Source organism: Tropicibacter naphthalenivorans, assembly GCF_900176475.1.
Lineage (GTDB): Bacteria > Pseudomonadota > Alphaproteobacteria > Rhodobacterales > Rhodobacteraceae > Tropicibacter > Tropicibacter naphthalenivorans.
The window spans coordinates 35985-54521 of record NZ_FWXX01000001.1; the positions used below are offsets into that span (position 1 = coordinate 35985).

General features: G+C 63.9%; 15 protein-coding genes and 1 riboswitch. Of the genes, 8 read left to right on the forward strand and 7 right to left on the reverse strand.

The window, feature by feature from the left end; translation table 11 throughout:
* Positions 1-91 precede the first annotated feature (91 nt).
* The 3 genes from B9A11_RS00115 to B9A11_RS00125 are packed head-to-tail and all read left to right on the forward strand — an operon-like array spanning position 92 to position 2987.
* Positions 92-1267, forward strand: coding sequence for a D-alanyl-D-alanine carboxypeptidase family protein (locus B9A11_RS00115; protein ID WP_058246365.1), 1176 nt, complete (start codon positions 92-94; stop codon positions 1265-1267).
* A complete protein-coding gene (gene tmk / locus B9A11_RS00120) occupies positions 1264-1878 on the forward strand; it encodes a dTMP kinase (RefSeq protein WP_058246364.1) in 615 nt (204 codons plus the stop codon). The genes B9A11_RS00115 and tmk overlap by 4 nt, the downstream gene beginning before the upstream one ends.
* Positions 1875-2987 carry a DNA polymerase III subunit delta' gene (locus B9A11_RS00125; protein WP_058246363.1) on the forward strand — a complete coding sequence of 371 codons (1113 nt, stop codon included), beginning with the start codon at positions 1875-1877 and terminating at the stop codon, positions 2985-2987. Before tmk ends, B9A11_RS00125 begins: the two co-directional genes overlap by 4 nt.
* Before the next feature lie 80 nt (positions 2988-3067).
* On the opposite strand, the gene B9A11_RS00130 is transcribed toward B9A11_RS00125, so the two are convergent.
* On the reverse strand, positions 3068-4123 hold the full coding sequence (locus B9A11_RS00130) for an Mrp/NBP35 family ATP-binding protein (RefSeq protein ID WP_058246437.1): 1056 nt from the start codon (positions 4121-4123) through the stop codon (positions 3068-3070).
* Positions 4124-4343: 220 nt separating this feature from the next.
* Between B9A11_RS00130 and B9A11_RS00135 the strand changes: the two genes are divergently transcribed.
* Positions 4344-4562, forward strand: coding sequence for a DUF1127 domain-containing protein (locus B9A11_RS00135; RefSeq protein WP_058246362.1), 219 nt, complete (start codon positions 4344-4346; stop codon positions 4560-4562).
* Positions 4563-5319: 757 nt separating this feature from the next.
* On the opposite strand, the gene B9A11_RS00145 is transcribed toward B9A11_RS00135, so the two are convergent.
* On the reverse strand, positions 5320-5604 hold the full coding sequence (locus tag B9A11_RS00145; protein WP_058246360.1) for a hypothetical protein: 285 nt from the start codon (positions 5602-5604) through the stop codon (positions 5320-5322).
* Positions 5605-5697: 93 nt separating this feature from the next.
* A riboswitch (cobalamin riboswitch) is annotated at positions 5698-5899 on the reverse strand.
* A 142-nt stretch (positions 5900-6041) separates the two neighbouring features.
* Between B9A11_RS00145 and B9A11_RS00150 the strand changes: the two genes are divergently transcribed.
* Both B9A11_RS00150 and B9A11_RS00155 read left to right on the forward strand, forming a co-directional pair.
* Positions 6042-9119, forward strand: a complete 3078-nt coding sequence (locus B9A11_RS00150; protein WP_058246359.1) for a valine--tRNA ligase — start codon at positions 6042-6044, stop codon at positions 9117-9119.
* Positions 9120-9232: 113 nt separating this feature from the next.
* Positions 9233-10330, forward strand: coding sequence for a DUF1963 domain-containing protein (locus B9A11_RS00155; RefSeq protein WP_058246358.1), 1098 nt, complete (start codon positions 9233-9235; stop codon positions 10328-10330).
* A gap of 15 nt (positions 10331-10345) precedes the next feature.
* Here the strand turns inward: B9A11_RS00155 and B9A11_RS00160 are convergent, their stop codons facing one another.
* The 4 genes from B9A11_RS00160 to B9A11_RS00175 form a co-directional block, all read right to left on the reverse strand.
* Positions 10346-11794, reverse strand: a complete 1449-nt coding sequence (locus B9A11_RS00160) for a TrkH family potassium uptake protein (RefSeq protein ID WP_058246357.1) — start codon at positions 11792-11794, stop codon at positions 10346-10348.
* A 67-nt stretch (positions 11795-11861) separates the two neighbouring features.
* On the reverse strand, positions 11862-12086 hold the full coding sequence (locus B9A11_RS00165; RefSeq protein WP_058246356.1) for a hypothetical protein: 225 nt from the start codon (positions 12084-12086) through the stop codon (positions 11862-11864).
* Between the two features lie 164 nt (positions 12087-12250).
* Positions 12251-13351, reverse strand: coding sequence for a GTP cyclohydrolase FolE2 (folE2, locus tag B9A11_RS00170; RefSeq protein ID WP_058246355.1), 1101 nt, complete (start codon positions 13349-13351; stop codon positions 12251-12253).
* A gap of 122 nt (positions 13352-13473) precedes the next feature.
* The gene (locus B9A11_RS00175; protein ID WP_058246354.1) at positions 13474-14649 is read right to left on the reverse strand and encodes a trans-sulfuration enzyme family protein; all 1176 of its coding nucleotides are present in this window, start codon (positions 14647-14649) and stop codon (positions 13474-13476) included.
* 250 nt (positions 14650-14899) lie between these two features.
* Here B9A11_RS00175 and B9A11_RS00180 point away from each other — a divergent pair, with 250 nt between their 5' ends.
* On the forward strand, positions 14900-15805 hold the full coding sequence (locus B9A11_RS00180) for an alpha/beta hydrolase (RefSeq protein ID WP_083499753.1): 906 nt from the start codon (positions 14900-14902) through the stop codon (positions 15803-15805).
* Between the two features lie 133 nt (positions 15806-15938).
* On the forward strand, positions 15939-17849 hold the full coding sequence (locus tag B9A11_RS00185) for a cation:proton antiporter domain-containing protein (RefSeq protein WP_058246353.1): 1911 nt from the start codon (positions 15939-15941) through the stop codon (positions 17847-17849).
* 73 nt (positions 17850-17922) lie between these two features.
* On the opposite strand, the gene B9A11_RS00190 is transcribed toward B9A11_RS00185, so the two are convergent.
* Entirely contained in the window at positions 17923-18429 is a 507-nt protein-coding gene (locus tag B9A11_RS00190; protein WP_058246352.1) for a CarD family transcriptional regulator, read from the reverse strand.
* Positions 18430-18537 lie beyond the last annotated feature (108 nt).

Below are 18537 nucleotides of genomic sequence, written 5' to 3' on the forward strand. Positions count from 1 at the left end.
AAGCGCACCCCGCCCCAAGGGCTGGACAAACCCGCACGCCCAACCGCAAGATACAGTCATCAGACGCGACCGAGCCCGTAGGAGACGCCCCATGAGCTTCACCCCCCGCCGCCTTCTGTTGGGGGCCACCGCCGCCCTCGCTTTGCTGGCCGCCCCGGCGCAGGCCTTTGACACCCGCGCCAAGGCCGCCTTCGTACTGGACCAGACCACCGGCACCGTGCTGCTGGCCAAACGCGCGGACGAGGCGCTGCCGCCCGCGTCCATGTCCAAGCTGATGACGCTCTACATCGCCTTCGAGGCGATCCGCGATGGCCGCCTGTCTCTCGACGAACGCCTGCCCGTGTCCTCGCACGCCATGTCCTATGGCGGCTCGACCATGTTCCTCAACACCCAGGACCGGGTCAAAGTCTCTGACCTGCTCCAAGGCATCATCGTCCTGTCCGGCAACGACGCCTGCGCCGTTATTGCCGAAGCGCTGTCCCCCGACGGAACAGAGCGCGGCTTTGCCCGCCTCATGACCCAGCGCGCCCAGCAACTGGGCATGACCAACTCGTCCTTCAAAAACGCCTCGGGCTGGCCCGCCGCCGGGCATGTCATGTCGATGCGCGATCTGGTGCTGCTGGGCAATCGCCTGATCGCCGACTTCCCCGAGCACTACAAAATGTTCTCGCAGCGCCGGTTCGAATTCGATGGCCGCGCGCCGTCCAACGTCAACAACCGCAACCCCTTGCTGGGGCTGGGCATCGGCGCGGATGGCCTTAAAACCGGCCACACCACCGAAGCGGGCTATGGGCTTGTGGGCTCTGCCACCAACGGCGAGCGCCGTGTCGTGTTTGCCATCACCGGGCTGGACACCTCCAAGGCGCGCGCCGAGGAATCCGAGGCCATCGTCAACTGGGCCTTCCGCCAGTTTGCCGAGCAGACCATCGTGACCAAGGACACCGCCGTGGCGCAGGCCGACATCTGGATGGGCGCCGAGGACAGCGTCGGTCTTGTGTCTGAAAAAGACCTGACGCTGCTGCTGCCGACCATGACGCCCTCGGGCCTTAAGGCGGAAATCGTCTACACCGGCCCGATCGCCGCGCCGGTCAAAAAGGGCACCAAACTGGCCGAGCTGATCATCCAGCCCGACGGCCTGCCGGAAACCCGCGTGCCGCTGGTGGCCGAGAAAAACGTGGATGCCGCAGGGTTTATGGACCGGATGCTCACCGTCTCTGGCGTGCTGATCCAGCGCCTGCAAGACGGTCCCGCCGAGGAACAGATGTGAGCCAAGGCCTTTTCATTTCCTTCGAAGGCATCGACGGTTCCGGCAAATCGACCCAGGCGCGGCTCTTGGCCGAGACCTTGCGCGAGATGGGCCGCGACGTGGTTCTGACCCGCGAACCCGGCGGCTCTGCCGGGGCCGAGGAGATCCGCGCGCTGGTTTTGCAGGGCGAGCCGGACCGCTGGTCGCCCGAAACCGAACTGCTGCTGTTCACCGCCGCGCGCCGCGACCATCTGGAACGCACCATTCGCCCGGCGCTGGCCGCTGGGCAGATCGTGATCTGCGACCGCTTTGCCGATTCGACCCGCATGTACCAAGGCCGCAATGGCCTCCGCCCCGAGGTCGACGCCCTGCACGATCTGATGATCGGGATGGAGCCGGACCTGACCCTGCTCGTCGACATGGACCCCGCCGCAGGACTTGCCCGCGCCAAGGCCCGCGCCACCGCCGAGGAACGCTTCGAAGACTTCGGCCTGCCCCTGCAAGAGCAGATGCGCGAGGGATTTCTTGCACTATCGCGGGAGTTTCCCGCACGATTCGCCGTGATTGAGGGCAATCAAAGCATCGAAACGGTCGCACAGGACATCCTGAGCGTAGTAAAGACCCGGCTATGAGCGACGATCTTCCCGAACCAGACCGCGCCCCCGGTGCGCCGCATCCGCGTGAGACAGCGCAGCTTTTCGGCCAGTCCCACGCCGAAGAGGATTTCCTGACCGCCTATAACTCGGGCCGCCTGCACCACGGCTGGCTGATCACCGGCCCGCAGGGCGTGGGCAAGGCGACGATGGCGTGGCGTATTGCGCGCTTTCTGCTGGCGACGCCGCCCGCCGAAGACGGGCTGTTCGGCGCGCCGCCGCCGCCCGAGACCCTTGATATCGACCCGGAACACCCGGTCGCCCACCGAATGCGCGCCCTGTCAGAGCCGGGGCTGTTCCTGCTGCGGCGCGGCCCCAACGACAAGGGCGACAAGCTCGCTGCCGACATTCGCGTCGGCGAAGTGCGCAAGCTGGGCGGGTTCTTTAGCCTCTCTGCCGCCGACGGCGGTCGCCGCGTGGTCATCGTCGACAGCGCCGACGAGCTGAACACCCAAAGCGCCAACGCCATCCTCAAGATGCTCGAAGAGCCGCCCGCGCGCACCACGCTCTTGCTCATCAGCCACAGCCCCGCGCGCCTTCTGCCGACGATCCGCTCGCGCTGCCGCGAGTTGCGCCTTGCGCCGCTGGCGCCGGACGCCATGGCCGCCGCGTTGGAACAGGCCCACACAGAGGTGCCCGCACAGGACGCCGAGGCGCTGACCGCACTGGCGTCTGGTTCCGTGGGCGCGGCGCTGCGGCTGATCAATCTCGACGGGGTGTCCTTATATAAGGACCTGCTGGGCGTGCTTGGCTCGCTGCCGCAGCTGGACCGCCCGCGCCTGTTGCAACTGTCCGACAGTTGCGCCGGCAAGGGCAAGGAAGACCGGCTGGAACTGGCCCTCAGCCTGACCGATCAACTGGTGGCGCGGCTAGCGCGCACCGGGGTCCTGGGCCGCCCGCCCGAGCACGCCGCGACGCCGGACGAAGCCAAGATCCTGCATCGGCTCGCCCCCGATGCCGCCGCGGGCCGCCGCTGGGCGCAGGCCGCGCAAGAGGCCGGGGACCGCGCCCGCCATGCCCGCGCGGTCAACGTGGACCCGGCGGCGCTGATGACCGACCTCTTCTTGCAGTTGCAAAACGCGCAATAGCCCCCCGCATCGCCCCACCCCGCGCCCAAAGCGGCAGGGGTGGGTGGGTGGGCTGACGCTTTGGGCGCTTTACAAACGACTTAGACAATACCGCCCTTGATCAGACGATCCGCCAGCGCCGCATAAGCCTGCGCCATCGGACTATCCCCCAGCGCCACCGGCGTGCCGCCATCGCCGCCCAGCCGGGTATCCAGATCAATCGGAAGTTGCGCCAGCAAAGGCACGCCCATCTTGGCCGCCTCATCCGCCACGCCGCCGTGACCAAAGATATGGCTGTCCTTGCCGCAATGCGGACAGGTGAACACGGCCATATTCTCGATCAAACCCAGCACCGGCGTCTTCAACGTCGCAAAGGCATCCAGCGCCTTGCGCGCATCGATCAAAGCCACGTCCTGCGGCGTCGACACCACAATCGCGCCCGCCACCTCGGATTTCTGGCACAGCGACATCTGCACATCGCCGGTGCCGGGGGGCAGATCGACGATCAAGACGTCCAACTCGCCCCATTCCACCTGCATCATCATCTGTTGCAACGCCCCCATCAGCATCGGCCCGCGCCAGATCACCGCCTTTTCCTCGGCCAGCATCGAGCCGATGGACATCACCGTCACCCCATGCGCCTGCAAGGGCACGATCATCTTGCCGTCCGGGCTGGCAGGGCGCGCGGTCAGGCCGAACATGCGCGGCTGCGACGGCCCGTGGATGTCCGCATCCAGCAGGCCGACCTTTTTGCCAGCGCGCGCCAAAGCCACGGCGAGGTTCGAGGACACGGTGGACTTGCCCACCCCGCCCTTGCCAGAGCCAATCGCCAGCACCGTCTTGACCCCGGCGGGCTTCATCACGCCCTCTTGCGGTTTCGCATGGCCGCCGATTTTCAAAGCAGGCGCCTTGGCCTCGGCCGTCAGGACCGCACTGACGCCGGTCACGCCGGGCAGATCCGCCACGATGCGCTCTGCCGCCTTGCGCAAAGGCTCCATCTGCCGGGCAATCTCGGGGCTGGGGGCTTCGATGACAAAGCGCACCTGGCCGCCTTCGATGGTCAGCGCTCGAATCATGTCCGCAGAAATCAGGTTTCCGCCCGTGGGCAGCGCCAATTTCTGCAATGCAGCGAGAATATCGTCTTTGGAGATCTGCATCATTTGCCTTTTCGTGTTAACCGAATGGTAAAAAATACCCTAACGTCACCCACCTTTAGCGCGAACATTCACATAATGTTGCGACTAAAAAACCATGCCCCACAACATATAGATTGCATTTGCTGCATAGCAGCATTGCCGATCCGGACGTTGTGCAAGTGCAGCATTTGCCGCATCTTTAGAGCAACAGAACGAACAACGCCACATGAGGCACACGACAATGGCATACGCAACAGACATTTCGATCAACGCCCAAGGCGGTTTGGCAGCACGCGTCGCCGCAGCAATCGCAACCCTGCGCGGCAATATGGCCCGCCGCAAGGTTTTCAAGGAAACCCTTCGCGAGCTGAACGCGTTGAGCAACCGTGAGCTGGCCGATCTGGGCATGGGCCGCTCTGAAATTCGCCGCGTCGCCTACCAGGCGGCCTACGAAGGTTAAGGTTTTCCGGACCGGGGCTCTCCTCCTCCCTGCTCCGTTCGGACTGGCGTCAAAAGCTCTCCTCCCTGAGCTATGCACGCCAAACAATTCGGGATTGCACTCCCGACGGTATGAAGGCTCTTCTCCTCCTCCCTTGAGGGGCCTACATGACCCGCAGCGATCTTCTCCTCCTCCCTTGAGGATCGCTGCACCAGACAACGGGGCGCTTTGTTCGCCTCAGACATGTGGGTCCCTCTCCTCCTCCCTGGGACAAACATGATCGCGGCGGTCTCTCTCCTCCTCCCTGAGACCGCCGCACCAGATAACGGGGCGCCTCGCGCTCCAGACATGTAGGTCCCGCTCCTCCTCCCTGGGGCCGACATGATCGCGGCGGTCTCTCTCCTCCTCCCTGAGACCGCCGCACCAGATAACGGGGCGCCTCGCGCTCCAGACATGTAGGTCCCGCTCCTCCTCCCTGGGGCCGACATGATCGCGGTGGTCTCTCTCCTCCTCCCTGAGACCACCGCACCAGACAACGGGGCGCATCGCGCTCCAGACATGTGGGTCCCTCTCCTCCTCCCTGGGACCAACATGATCGCGGCGGTCTCTCTCCTCCTCCCTGAGACCGCCGCACGTAATTCGGGGGCCCTCTCCTCCTCCCTGGGGTCCCGCTACTTTCACCCCGGTGCCGCTTGGCATCGGGGTTTTTTCTTGGTCCGCACAGAAAAACGGCCCCGAAACGCGCTGCGCCGGGGCCGTTTGGTGTTTGGCAAGTCGGTCAGTGCAAGACGCGCCGTGATCGGCCGCCGCGCCGCACCGGGGCCATGGCGCAGGCCCGCGCCGCCTGTCGCAACATGTCGAGAAACGCACCGGCGGCGCGGCTGTGCGGACACTCCGGCGCCAGTTGCCCCAAAGCTTTGCGCGCTTCCATCGCCGGGCTGGCATCCAGCGGCAACGTCAGCGCCCATTCAAGAAAGCCTTGCCGGGCGGCCTCTTCGGCGCGCAGGTCGCTGACCTCCTCAAGGTGGTGGACGATCTGGGTGGCGGGCATGAGGGCTGTCATGGGCCGCGCTCCTTTCTCTCTGCATCCCCGCAGAGACAGCGCGACGCACAAGGGGCAAGCAGCACAGCCGCACGCCATCCCCGCCCGCCGCAGGTGGACATTTATGCCAAGGCTGGTTTCCGGACTTGGATCGCGGGCCGTCTGACAGGGCCCTTGTGCCGCGCGCCTTCCCAAAGGGGTCTTCGGTGGCCAGATGCGCGGCGCGTTTCCTTACCGTTGCGGGGGCAGTGCCGGAGTTTCACCGGCTTCCCAATTCTCCGCCCCGTGGGGCGACACCTTAACCCCTACAGGCTAGCCCGGATCGCGCCGGCCTGTCATGCCAAATGCGACCCTTCACGCGTCCCTTGTGCCAAGAGGCGCGAAATTGCCGCCTTCCACTTCCCCTTGGCGCGGGGTTTGGGTACACGATCCCCAAGCCAATAGACGAGGATCGCCAGATGCCGCTGGAAAAGACATTCAATGCCGCCGAGGCCGAACCGCGCCTCATGCAGACCTGGCTCGATGCGGGTGCGTTTGCCGCCGGGGCGAACAAATCGCGCGATGAGAGCTTTACCATCATGTTGCCCCCGCCGAACGTCACCGGCGCGCTGCACGTGGGCCATGCGTTCAACCACACCTTGATGGATATCCTCACCCGCTGGCACCGGATGCGCGGCTTTGACACGCTGTGGCAGCCGGGGCAGGACCACGCCGGGATCGCGACGCAATTGCAGGTGGAAAAGAAGCTGAAAGCCGAGCAAGGCATCCGCCGCACCGACCTGACCCGCGCCGATTTCCTGAACCACGTCTGGGACTGGAAGACGCAATACGGCGGCACCATCATCGAACAGATGAAGCGCCTTGGGGATAGCTGCGACTGGGACCGCAACGCCTTTACCATGTCCGGCGCGCCCGGTGCGCCCGAGGCCGACGCCGATGGCAACTTCCACGATGCGGTGATCAAGGTCTTCGTCGACATGTACGAAAAGGGCCTGATCTATCGCGGCAAGCGTCTTGTGAACTGGGACCCGCATTTCGAGACGGCGATTTCCGATCTGGAAGTCGAGAACATCGAAGTGGCGGGCCACATGTGGCACTTCAAATACCCGCTGGCCGATGGCGTGACCTACGAGTACCTCGAAAAGGACGAAGAGGGGAACGTGATCTTTCGCGAGACGCGCGATTACATCTCCATCGCCACGACTCGTCCCGAGACGATGCTGGGTGACGGCGCGGTGGCGGTCTTTACCAATGACGAGCGTTACGCGCCCATCGTGGGCAAGCTGTGTGAGATCCCGGTTGGCCCCAAAGAGCATCGCCGCCTGATCCCGATCATCACCGACGAATACCCCGATCCGAACTTTGGCTCGGGCGCGGTGAAGATCACCGGCGCGCATGACTTTAACGACTACCAGGTCGCCAAGCGCAACGACATCCCGATGTACCGCCTGATGGACACCCGCGGGGCGATGCGCGCCGACGGTCTGCCCTACGCCGAGGCGGCCAAGATCGCCATGGACGTGGCGGCGGGCAAGCGCACCCTGTCCGAAGTCGAGGCCGACACCATCAACCTTGTCCCTGACCACCTGCGCGGTCTGGACCGTATGGAAGCGCGCGAGGCCGTGATCCGCGAGATCACCGAAGAGGGTCTGGCCGTGATGACCGAGGCCACCGACCCGCGTCTGGGCGCAGCGGCGGTCAAATCCCCCGTTGAGCCGTCCGAAGGCGGCGAGATGCGCACCGAGGAAGAACAGCTTGTCCCGCTGGTCGAGTCCAAGCCGATCATGCAGCCGTTTGGCGACCGCTCCAAGGTGGTGATCGAACCGATGCTGACCGACCAGTGGTTCGTGGACGCCGAAAAGGTGGTCGGCCCCGCGCTGGACGCCGTGCGCTCTGGCAAGATCAAGATCATGCCCGAGAGCGGCGAAAAGACCTATTACCACTGGCTGGAGAACATCGAACCGTGGTGTATCTCGCGCCAGCTGTGGTGGGGTCACCAGATCCCGGTGTGGTATGTCCCCGGCGAGGAAGACTGGTACCCGATCTGCGCCGCAACCGAGGCCGAAGCCATCGAGGCCGCCAAGGCGCGCTTTGTCGACGGGACCGAGTTCCGCATCGTCGAGGACGCCAATGAGGCCGCCGCCGTGCTGGCCGAGGCGCTCAAGCACATGGACGTCGCCGACGAAGGCGCGATCCGCACCTTTGACGCCCCCATGCAGCTGCCGATGTTCCGCGACCCCGACGTGCTGGACACGTGGTTCTCGTCCGGTCTGTGGCCCATCGGCACGCTGGGCTGGCCCGAGGACACGCCGGAAATGCAAAAGTATTTCCCGACCGACGTGCTGGTCACCGGCTCGGACATCCTGTTCTTCTGGGTGGCGCGCATGATCATGATGCAGCTGGCCGTCGTGGACGAAATCCCCTTTCACACCGTGTACCTGCACCAGCTGGTCCGCGACGAGAAGGGCAAGAAGATGTCCAAGACCACCGGCAACGTCATCGACCCGCTGGAGATCATCAACGATTACGGCGCCGACGCGCTGCGCATGAACAACGCGGCCATGGCCTCTATTGGCGGTGTGCTCAAGATGTCGGTGGACCGCATCGCGGGCTATCGCAACTTTGGCACCAAGCTGTGGAACGCCGCCCGCTTTGCCGAGATGAACGACGCCGTGGGTCTGGGCGGCACCCCTGCCCCCAATGCCACGCTCAACAAGTGGATCATGGGCGAGACCGCCAAGGTCCGCGAAGTGGTGGATCAGGCGCTGACCGACTACCGCTTTAACGACGCGGCGAACGCCCTGTACGCCTTTGTCTGGGGCAAGGTCTGCGACTGGTACGTGGAATTCTCGAAACCGCTGTTCGGCTCGGACGACGCGGCGGTGGCGCAGGAAACGCGTGAAACCATGTCCTGGGTCATCGACCAGTGTCTGATCCTGCTGCACCCGATCATGCCCTTCATCACCGAAGAGCTGTGGGGCACGCTTGGCGCGCGCGCCAAGATGCTGGTGCACACCAATTGGCCGACCTATGCCGCCGCCGACATGGTGGACGCCGAAGCCGAAGCGGAAATCGATTGGGTTATCGGCGTGATCGAGGGCGTGCGCTCTGCCCGGGCGCAGATGCACGTGCCTGCGGGGCTGTACGTGCCGCTGCTGGCGACGCAGATGGGCGCGGCGGAACAGACCGCTTGGGACAACAACGAGACGCTGATCAAGCGCCTCGCGCGGATCGAAAGCCTTGAGACGGTTGGCGAATTCCCCAAGGGCTGCGTGGTTGTCCCGGTGGGCGGCGCGACGCTGGGGATGCCGCTGGCGGACATCATCGACGTGGCCGAGGAAAAGGCCCGTCTGGAAAAGACGCTGGGCAAGCTCGCCAAGGAACTGGGCGGTCTGCGCGGCCGTCTGAACAACCCCAAGTTCGCGGCCTCGGCCCCCGCAGAGGTGGTCGAAGAGGCCCGCGCCAACCTTGCGGCGCGCGAGGCGGACGAGGCCAAGATCAAGGACGCGTTGGCCCGTCTGGCCGAGATCGGCTGATCTTTTCCCACACGAAGTACGCGAAGGCCGGGAATTTTCCCGGCCTTTGTCGTTTTCGCGCCCCATTCCACGGCAATCTAAGCGTGTGTTAACCATTGGGGGGGGGGGCCGCCATGCAGATCTTTCTTTTCCTCGTTGCTGGGATTTTCGCCGTTGCGCTTGGGCAAATCCTGCTGTCCTTGGGCATTCCGGCCTGGGTGCTGGTGGTGGTCACCACGCTGATCCTGATCTTTTTCCGCCGGACCATGGTTGCAATCATCCTCGGCCTGCGCGCACTGGCCGATCGTGTTCCCGCCCTCGCCCCGGTTTTGCGCGCCGTGGCGAAATGGCTGGAGGACGAAGAGCACATGGCGCAAGAGGTGCAAAAGGCCGATCATCTCGCTGAACACCGCGCCGCCGCCGCCCGCAGGCAAGCCGCCAAGGACGCCGCCGGGGCCAAGAAGCGCGCTGAACACGCCAAGGCCAAAGCCTCTGCCGAACAGGTCTTTGCCAAGCGGTCAGAGCCAACGATTTTCCTTGTCCCCGAAGCGCCCGGCCATCAAACAAGCCGCTCGCATATCGGCGGCCTGCCCCGCCTGCCCGAGGGCGAGGATTGGCCCAAACTCGACGAAGCCCTGACCTTTATTGCCGGCATCGACATGTCGGAAATGCCGCCAGAGGCGCTGTCGCTCGACTTGCCGAACGAAGGCTGGCTGTATTTCTTCAACAACATCCACGACGACGGCATGACCGGCGTGGTCATGTATGTCCCCGAGCCGGACGAGCGCGACTCCGAGCCGCCCGAGAGCCTGCCCGACCTGCAAGATCGCTTCAAAACCCAGCGCAATCCCGGCGTGATCAAACGCACCCCCGTGCGCGCGGCGGCGGGGCGGACCATGGGCGATGTCTATGGCGACCCCAACATTCCCGAACCGCGTTTCAATGAATACTATGACGTTATGATGGACGCGATGAACGCCGCTTTCGACGCGGTCGAGGACACCCCCGGCGCGCTGATCCGCCGCCGCAACATGGGCGCCATGGTCGGCGGCCCGGAAATCCCTGAGGCCAATATGGAAGGTGGCCAGGGCATCCAGCTCTTGCGGCTCGACACAGACGACCACATGGGGATTACCTATGGCGACTGCGGCGCGATCAGCTTTTGGATCGACCACGAGGACGCCGCGCGCGGCAACTGGGATCAGGCGTATATGGTCGTGGGGTCTTGTTGAGCCCGCCGCCGGCGCTTAGGCGCGCCAGAACCGCAACGAGAACAGCGTCAGCACCGACAGCAGTTCCAGCCGCCCCAGCAGCATCGCAAAGCTGAGGATCCACTTGGCCGTGTCGCCCACATCGGCAAAGTTGCCCGCCGGGCCAATCATCGGCCCCAGCCCCGGCCCCACATTGGCAATCGCCGTTGCCGCGCCCGACACCGAGGTGATGAAATCAAGGCCCGTCAGGCTGAGCGCGACGGCAATCACCCCCAGCGAGACGATAAAGAACACAAAGAAAGACATGACCGATCCCATGACGTCATCGGTGACCGGGCGGCCCTGGAATCGCGGGACAAAGACGCCGTGGGGGGAACGGATGCGGCGCAACTGCACTTTGATCGAGGAAAACAGGATCTGGTAGCGGAACACTTTGACCGAACAGGCGGTGGACCCCGCGCAACCACCGATCAATCCGATGAAAAAGAACATGGCGATCAGGAAGGCGCCCCACTGCATGTAATCGACAGAGGCGTAGCCGGTGCCCGAGATGATCGAGGTGATGTTGAACAGCGCCTCGCGCACGGCTTGTTCGGGGTGGTGCGGGAAAATCCACAGCAGAATGATGCTGGTGACGACGACGAGAAAGCCGATGATCCCGAGGAAGGTCCAGATCTGGCTGTCCTTGAAGAACGCGCGGGTGTTGCCGTTCATGATCTGCACGTAGCGCACAAACGGCAGCGCCGCGAGCACCATAAAGACCGAGGCGACGTATTCCGCCGGGCCAGAAAACGTGCCGAAAGACGCGTCGTAATTGGCAAAGCCCCCGGTCGACACGGTGGTCATGGCGTGGACGGTGGCATCAAACGGGTTCATGCCGCACAGCAAATACGCCCCGGCGCAGGCCAGGGTAATCGTCACGTAAATCGTTGAGATACTGGACGAAATCTGCGTCGCGCGGGGCAGGATCTTACCCATGGTGTCAAAGCTTTCCGAGCGGAAAATCTGCATCCCGCCGACCCGCAGTTCGGGCAGGAACACCATGGCGACCACAATGATGCCGATCCCGCCCAGCCATTGCAGCAAGCCCCGCCACAGCAGCAGCCCCTTGGGCAGATCGTCCAGCCCCGACAGCACCGTCGACCCGGTGGTGGTCAGGCCGGACATTGCCTCGAAATAAGCATCGGTAAAGCTGGCGTCCGTCGCGCCCAGCACAAAGGGCAGCGCGCCAAAGACCGGCAGCGCCGCCCAGACGCCCGTGGTCAACAGGAACGTCTGTTGCAGGGTCAGCCCCTCTTTGACCGCGTTGGAGCAGGACAGGGCCACAAGCCCCCCCGCCAGCGCGGTGATGATCGCGCTTTCCAGAAAGACAGGCCATTCCCCCCGCCCTTCGGCAAGGTCCACAAGCAGCGGCAACAGCATGGTGCCCCCAAGGCACGCCACAAGCAGGCCGATCACATAGGCGACGGGTCGAATATCGAACATGGACAAAGCCTTGGCGGTGCGCGCTGCCCGTGTCAAGCGCCCCAAAAGCCGCGACCGACGCCGCACCCTAGGCCGCGATCAGATCGCGAAACACATGCGGCAGGATTTGATCCCGTGTCAGGCCCATTTGTGCAAGGTCCTCATCGGTTTGCGCCTCGAGCACGATGATCTCTCGGAGCCGGGCACGGCGCAGCGCCGAGGGGTTAAACCCCAGCCCGATGCTGGCAAAATAGCGGTCAATCTTGGTGTTCAGGCGGGTGTGTCCCACCCTGAGCTGTACGTTGTCGCGCATTTGGGAAACCTTTCGTTAGAGACTTAGGTTTCCTCCCATCGAGTTAACGGTAGCACAGGGCCGGTAATTTTCCCGTAAATCCGCGCATTTTTTCGCGCATCTCAGGCCGCGTCACGCAAAATGCGCCCGAGCAGGCCCGGACGCATGGCAAAACGCTGAAATTTTCAGCCGACGTGGAACAGCGACGCGAACAAACGCGGGTCAAGGCTGTCGGCGGCAAAGGTGTCGCCCTCGGTCAGGACCGACACCGCGTCATGGCTGTGCAGGCTTTCCTGATGGCTGGCGAGCACGCGGAAATCGCCGATGCGCGGGTCATCCTCAAGCGCTTCGGCGAACAGGCGCGCGGCATCCTCGACGAAAATCGGGTTGGCCGCGTTGAGTTCGGCAAAGGCTTGTTCGTCCTCGCGCTTGACCATGACTTGGGTCTCGGTCGGCACTTGGGCGCGGCACATCTCGATCAGGTCTTCGAACCACAGGCAAGTCGGGCCAACCAGTTCCACCGAAATCCGCGCAACCGAGCGCTGAGAATGCGGGGTTGCCAGCTGGCCACGCTCGCGCCGGGCGTGTTCCGACAGTTCCAGCGAACAGGGGCACGTAGAAGAGTAAACGAAATCCAGATGCACAATCTTGCGGCGGACCCCGGCGGTTTCCACCAGCTCCAGCGCGATGTCGTAATACTGATAGCCCGACAGGCCCGACCGCAGGCTCTGCACCTTCATCGGGAAGGAAAAGCGCATGTTGATGCGCGCATCAAAGCTTTCGAGGTCGGTTTTATAGTCGTCCAGCGCCGCTTCGATCACCTCAAAGCTAAAGGTTTTCTCGGCGTGAGCATAAAAAGAGCGCATGATGCGGCTCATATTGATGCCCTTTTTATCGGCCTCAAGGCTGACAGTGCCGGTCACGCTGGTTTCCAGCGTCAGATCGCCGTTGTCGCGGGTATGGTATTGAATCGGCAGGCGGAAATTCGAAATCCCCACATGCTGAATTGCCCGGTTCGCGCCTTTGATCAGCGACGCCGGACCGTTTTGCAGGTCCGGCAGGCTGTCCTTGTAGGCGGGTTCGACGACGAAGTCCTCGGGGTACTCGCGGCGCAGCGCCGGGTAATCCGAAGGCTCGGCGTCGCGCACGAATTGCCGCAGAGCCGGATCGAGGGTCTCGATCTCTTCGCTGGCGGCACCTTGTGCCCATTCGCGCAGCACGGCCAGCGCCGCCTCTGCGTCGCCCCGGCCCGGTTTACGGTCAATGTCCGGCGTGTGCATGTTCATAAGGGAAACCCCTGATCCAGTCATTCGCGTTACAACATAGGAACTGCCAGCGGCAATTTCCATTCTTGCCTAGTCTTACGTCAGAAACGACATTCCGGATCAAAAGTTTCCCTTTGATCGCATTAAATCGCGTCCAGAGCCTGAAGGATGTCGTCGATGATGTCCTGCGGATCCTCAAGACCGACCGACAGACGCACCAGACCCGGCGTGATTCCCAAGGTATCCTTTTGGTCCTGAGGAAGGCGCTGGTGGGTAGTGGTCGCCGGGTGGGTCGCGATGGATTTCGCGTCGGCAAAGTTGTTCGAGATGATGATCGTTTGCAGCGCGTTGAGGAAGGCAAAGCACTCCTCGCGCCCGCCCTTGACGTCAAAAGCCACCACGGTGCCGCCTGCCTCGGACTGTGCCAGCGCCAGCTCGTGCTGCGGGTGGCCGGGGTGCGTGGGGTAGCGGACCGCGTTCAGCTTGGGGTGACCGGTCAGCGCCTCGGCCAGCGCATAGGCGCCCTTGGCCTGCGCGCGCACGCGAAGTTCCAGCGTTTCCAAGGCCTTGAGGTGCGACCAAGCGGTGAACGGGTTCATCGCGCCGCCGGTGTGCTTCATGTAGGTTTCGATCGGCCCGCGCACCAGTTCGGTGGACCCGCAGATCATGCCGCCCAGCATCCGGCCCTGCCCGTCCACGTGCTTGGTGGTGGAAATCGCCACCAGATCGACGCCGCAGTCCTTGCAGTACGAGAACACCGGGGTCGCCATGGCGTCATCGACCACGACCAGCGCGCCCTTGGCATGCGCGACCTCAACGACGTGCCGCAGGTCGATGACCTCCAGCGTGGGGTTCGAAATCGACTCGAGGAAGACCAGCCGCGTGTCATCGCGGATCGCCGCATCCCAGGCCGCATTGTCGGTGCCATCGACCAAGGTCACTTCGACGTTGAATTTGCGCAGGATCTCTTCGAGCACATAGAGGCACGAGCCGAACAGCGCCCGCGAGGCCACCACGTGATCGCCCGCCTTGACCAGGGCCATCAGCGCGCCGGACACCGCCGCCATGCCGGAATTGCACGCAAAACCAGCCTCATAGCCCAGATAGCCGGCGAGGCGGTCTTCGAACATGCGCATGGTCGGGTTGCCGTAGCGCGCATAGATGAACTCATCCGGGCCGGCCTTGATGAACCGCGCTTCGGCGGCCTCGGCGGTGTCATAGACAAAGCCCTGGGTCAGGAACACGGCTTCGGAGACTTCGTTCCACTGGCTGCGCTTGGTGCCGCCATGCACGAGTTTGGTTTGTTTGCTGCGCGTCATCTCTTTGATCCTTCAACAAAAAAGCCCCAGTCGCGGCCAAGCGAAAGGAGCCTTTCGTCTGACCTCTTTAGCGGTTTTTCTCAGGGCGTCCCCGAGGTGGCCCGCAATCCGGTAAACAAATCGCCACGCGGCACGGATACGCGCGTTAAACGCGTATTGCAAGACCGTCACGCTAGCGTAACCAAGCTTTCACACATCGCGCGCAGCTTATGGTTAACGGTTTTTGGCGGACTCAGAGGGACAAGCCCCCATGCCCATGCTGCGGATCACGGCGACGTTGGAGGGTGCGCAATTGCACGGCGCATCTGCGGCGTTGCGGCCGGTTTTGCGCCACGCGCTGGCGGTCGATCCCGGCCCGGTGACGGTGATGATCCACGGGTATAAATACCTGCCCGGCCATCCGCTGCATTGCCCGCATGAGACGATCCAGTCGCGCCTGCCCAAGCGCCAGCATCGCCGCGTGGTGTCCTGGCCCCGGCATCTGGGGCTGCGCGGCCAGCGGGGCGAAGGGCTGGGGATTTCCTTTGGCTGGGGGGCGCGCGGCTCGCTCTGGGCGGCGCATGGGGCGGCGTGGCAGGCGGGCGCGGTGCTGGCCGATCTGCTCGAGGTGATCGCGCAGTTGGCGCCGGGGCGGCCGGTGCATCTGGTGGCGCACAGCATGGGCGCGCGGGTGGCCCTGCGCGCCATTTCGCTGTCGCCCCATGTGCAGACCGCGATCCTGATGTCGGGGGCCGAGTTCTGCGCCACCGCCCGCGGATCGTTGCAAGGCAAGCTAACGCAGGTGCTGAACGTCACCAGCCGGGAAAATGACCTGTTCGACTATGGGATTGAGCGGCTTTTGCCCGCGCCGGTGCCGGGGGATCGGACGTTGGGGCATGGTCTGTCGCTGCCGAACCTCGTGACGCTGCAACTGGATGACGACCGCAGCCTGCATGCGCTGCGGACTTTGGGCTTTCCGATCAAAGCGCCAGAAAAGCGCATTTGCCATTGGTCGCCCTACCTGCGGCCCGGCGTCTTTCCCTTGTATCGCGCGGTGCTGGCGGGGCGGCTGCCCCTGCCGATGCTGGCCAGCGCCCTGCCCGCGCAAACCACCCCGCGCTGGTCGCGCCTGCGGCCCCGTTTGGGCAAGATGCCGCCGGGGCTGGCGCTGCCTTAACAAAATCGCCGCCCCTCATGGGCTTTTCACCAACACTCCCTAGTTTTCATGCCAAAGCGCGACACTTGATGTTGCGCTTGCCTGCCTTTGCACCGCATCATGGTGTTAACCATCTGACAGGACGCGCAAAACTATGGAGTCATTCCTCTTTCAGGCCTCGGTCTTTTTGGCGGCGGCGGTGATCGCCGTGCCCATCGCCGCCCGGCTGGGGCTGGGGTCGGTGCTGGGCTATCTCGCCGCCGGGGTCATTATCGGGCCGGGCTTGGGCCTGATCGAACACACCGAAGACATTCAGCATTTCGCCGAATTCGGCGTGGTGATGATGCTGTTCATCATCGGGCTAGAGCTGGAGCCGCGCGCCCTGTGGGACATGCGCCACCGCTTGATCGGCCTTGGCGGGCTGCAAGTGGTCCTGACCACGCTGGCGATCATGGGCGCGGCCATGGCCTTGGGGCAATGGTATAAGCCCTTGGATTCATGGCAAACCAGCCTTGCGATCGGCCTGACCGTGGCGCTGTCATCCACCGCCATCGTGCTGCAAACCCTGTCGGAAAAGGGGCTGATGCAGACCAACGGCGGGCGCTCGACGTTCTCGGTGCTGCTGACGCAGGACATCGCGGTGATCCCCATGCTGATCGCCTTGCCCCTGCTGGCCACCGGCCCCACCATCACCCTGTCGCAGGACGGCTCGATCCAGCGGCCCAACAGCGCGGCGGCGGTCGACACGGCGCACGGCTCCATGTCCCTGATCGAAGGTCTGCCGGGCTGGGGAGTGGCGCTGATGATGCTGGGCATGATGGCGGCGATCATCATCGCGGGGATCTACGGCGCGCGTCCGCTGTTCCGCTTTATCCACGCCGCCCACCTGCCAGAGATGTTCACCGCCGTGGCGCTGCTGATCGTCGTGGGCATCGGATTCTTGATGAACCTCGTGGGGCTGTCCGCCGCGCTGGGGACGTTCCTTGCGGGCGTCGTGCTTGCGAACTCGGAGTTCCGGCACGAACTAGAGAGCGACATCGCGCCGTTCAAAGGCCTGCTGCTGGGGCTGTTTTTCATCACCGTCGGCGCGGGCATCGACATTGACCGGCTGCTGGCCGAGCCACTGGTGATGCTGGGGTTGGCGCTGGGGCTGATTGTCATCAAGGGCGTGGTGCTGTTCGGCTTGGGCCTGCTGTTCGGCCTGCGCAAACGCGGGCTGTGGCTGTTCACGCTGGGGCTGGCGCAGGCCGGCGAGTTCGGCTTTGTCCTTGTATCCTTTGGCCTGCAACAAAGCGTGCTGACCGCGGGGCTGGCCAACCGTCTGCTGCTGGTGATCGCCCTGTCGATGATGATCACGCCGGCGCTGTTCCTGATCTTTGACCACCTCGCCAAACGGTTCGAAGAGCGCGGCGAATCCGTCAAACCGGACAAGATCGACGCCACCGGGCCGGTGATCATCGCGGGCATCGGGCGCTTTGGGCAGATCGTGAACCGCCTTGTGCAATCCTCTGGGTTTCAGGCCGTGGTGCTGGATCACGACATGAAGACCATCCAGCTGATGCGCCAGTTCGGCTATCGCGGCTTCTTTGGCGACCCGACCCGGCCCGAGCTGCTGCACGCCGCCGGGATCGAAAGCGCGCGCGTTCTGGTCGCCGCGCTGGACGACCCCAAGGCGACCACCAAGCTGGTGGCCTATGCCCGCCGCATCCGGCCCGATCTGCACATCATCGCCCGCGCCCGCGACCGCACCCATGTGTTCCAGCTGTATAAAGCCGGGGCCGATGACATCGTGCGCGAGATGTTTGACAGCTCGCTGCGCGCCGGGCGCTATGTCCTGGAAAACCTCGGGATGAGCGAATACGAAGCCGCCATCGCCGAAGAGACATTCTATCATCAAGACCGCGACATCGTGCGCGAGCTGGCGACCTTGTGGGATCCGGCGATCCCGTCGGCGCAGAACCACGCCTATATCGCCCGCGCCAAAGAGCTGGAAAAAGACCTTGGCGCGACGCTGTACGCGGCACTGGAAGAGCGCGCCAAGAAGGCCAAGGAAGACGCGGCCTAGGCCCGCGTTCAGACACGAAAAAGCGGCGCCCCCACTCCGGGATGCGCGGCTTTTTATTTTGGGTGTAAAGGGCTTACGCGGCGCGCAGACCCAGCACTTCGTCCACCTGACGGGCGGCGGCAGCTTCGTCACCGGTGACGGCGGCCACTTCGCGGGTCAGACGTTCCAGCGCGGCCTCATAAAGTTGACGCTCGGAGTAGGACTGTTCGCGCTGGTCGTCGCCGCGGTGCAGGTCGCGCACCACTTCGGCGATGGCAATCAGGTCGCCCGAGTTGATCTTTTGCTCGTATTCCTGCGCGCGGCGGGACCACATGGCGCGCTTGACCTTGGCCTTGCCGCGCAGGGTTTTCATCGCGGCATCCACCACGTCAGGCGAGCTGAGCGAACGCATGCCGACTTCGGTCGCCTTGTGGGTCGGCACCCGCAGGGTCATCTTGTCCTTTTCAAAAGAGATCACGAAAAGCTCCAGGCTGATGCCTGCGATTTCCTGTTCCTCGATGTTGACGATCTGGCCGACGCCGTGGGCCGGATAGACGACATACTCGTTGGGACGGAATTCGGGTTTCTTCGCTTTGGTCATATAGTCGCTTCCTCGCAGCTCAGACAGACGCAGCATCCTTAGGGACACGCGGACAACAAAAGAGGTGAACGGGACCCGATCTGAACCCCCGATCACCTTGCGATCCGC

What these genes read in the sequence shown, in the direction of transcription:
- B9A11_RS00115 (WP_058246365.1), top strand. Translation starts at nt 92, where the DNA reads ATGAGCTTCACCCCCCGCCGCCTTCTGTTGGGGGCCACCGCCGCCCTC.
- B9A11_RS00125 (WP_058246363.1), top strand. Translation starts at nt 1,875, where the DNA reads ATGAGCGACGATCTTCCCGAACCAGACCGCGCCCCCGGTGCGCCGCAT.
- B9A11_RS00130 (WP_058246437.1), bottom strand. Translation starts at nt 4,123, where the DNA reads ATGCAGATCTCCAAAGACGATATTCTCGCTGCATTGCAGAAATTGGCG.
- B9A11_RS00135 (WP_058246362.1), top strand. Translation starts at nt 4,344, where the DNA reads ATGGCATACGCAACAGACATTTCGATCAACGCCCAAGGCGGTTTGGCA.
- B9A11_RS00145 (WP_058246360.1), bottom strand. Translation starts at nt 5,604, where the DNA reads ATGACAGCCCTCATGCCCGCCACCCAGATCGTCCACCACCTTGAGGAG.
- B9A11_RS00150 (WP_058246359.1), top strand. Translation starts at nt 6,042, where the DNA reads ATGCCGCTGGAAAAGACATTCAATGCCGCCGAGGCCGAACCGCGCCTC.
- B9A11_RS00155 (WP_058246358.1), top strand. Translation starts at nt 9,233, where the DNA reads ATGCAGATCTTTCTTTTCCTCGTTGCTGGGATTTTCGCCGTTGCGCTT.
- B9A11_RS00160 (WP_058246357.1), bottom strand. Translation starts at nt 11,794, where the DNA reads ATGTTCGATATTCGACCCGTCGCCTATGTGATCGGCCTGCTTGTGGCG.
- B9A11_RS00165 (WP_058246356.1), bottom strand. Translation starts at nt 12,086, where the DNA reads ATGCGCGACAACGTACAGCTCAGGGTGGGACACACCCGCCTGAACACC.
- folE2 (WP_058246355.1), bottom strand. Translation starts at nt 13,351, where the DNA reads ATGAACATGCACACGCCGGACATTGACCGTAAACCGGGCCGGGGCGAC.
- B9A11_RS00175 (WP_058246354.1), bottom strand. Translation starts at nt 14,649, where the DNA reads ATGACGCGCAGCAAACAAACCAAACTCGTGCATGGCGGCACCAAGCGC.
- B9A11_RS00180 (WP_083499753.1), top strand. Translation starts at nt 14,900, where the DNA reads ATGCCCATGCTGCGGATCACGGCGACGTTGGAGGGTGCGCAATTGCAC.
- B9A11_RS00185 (WP_058246353.1), top strand. Translation starts at nt 15,939, where the DNA reads ATGGAGTCATTCCTCTTTCAGGCCTCGGTCTTTTTGGCGGCGGCGGTG.
- B9A11_RS00190 (WP_058246352.1), bottom strand. Translation starts at nt 18,429, where the DNA reads ATGACCAAAGCGAAGAAACCCGAATTCCGTCCCAACGAGTATGTCGTC.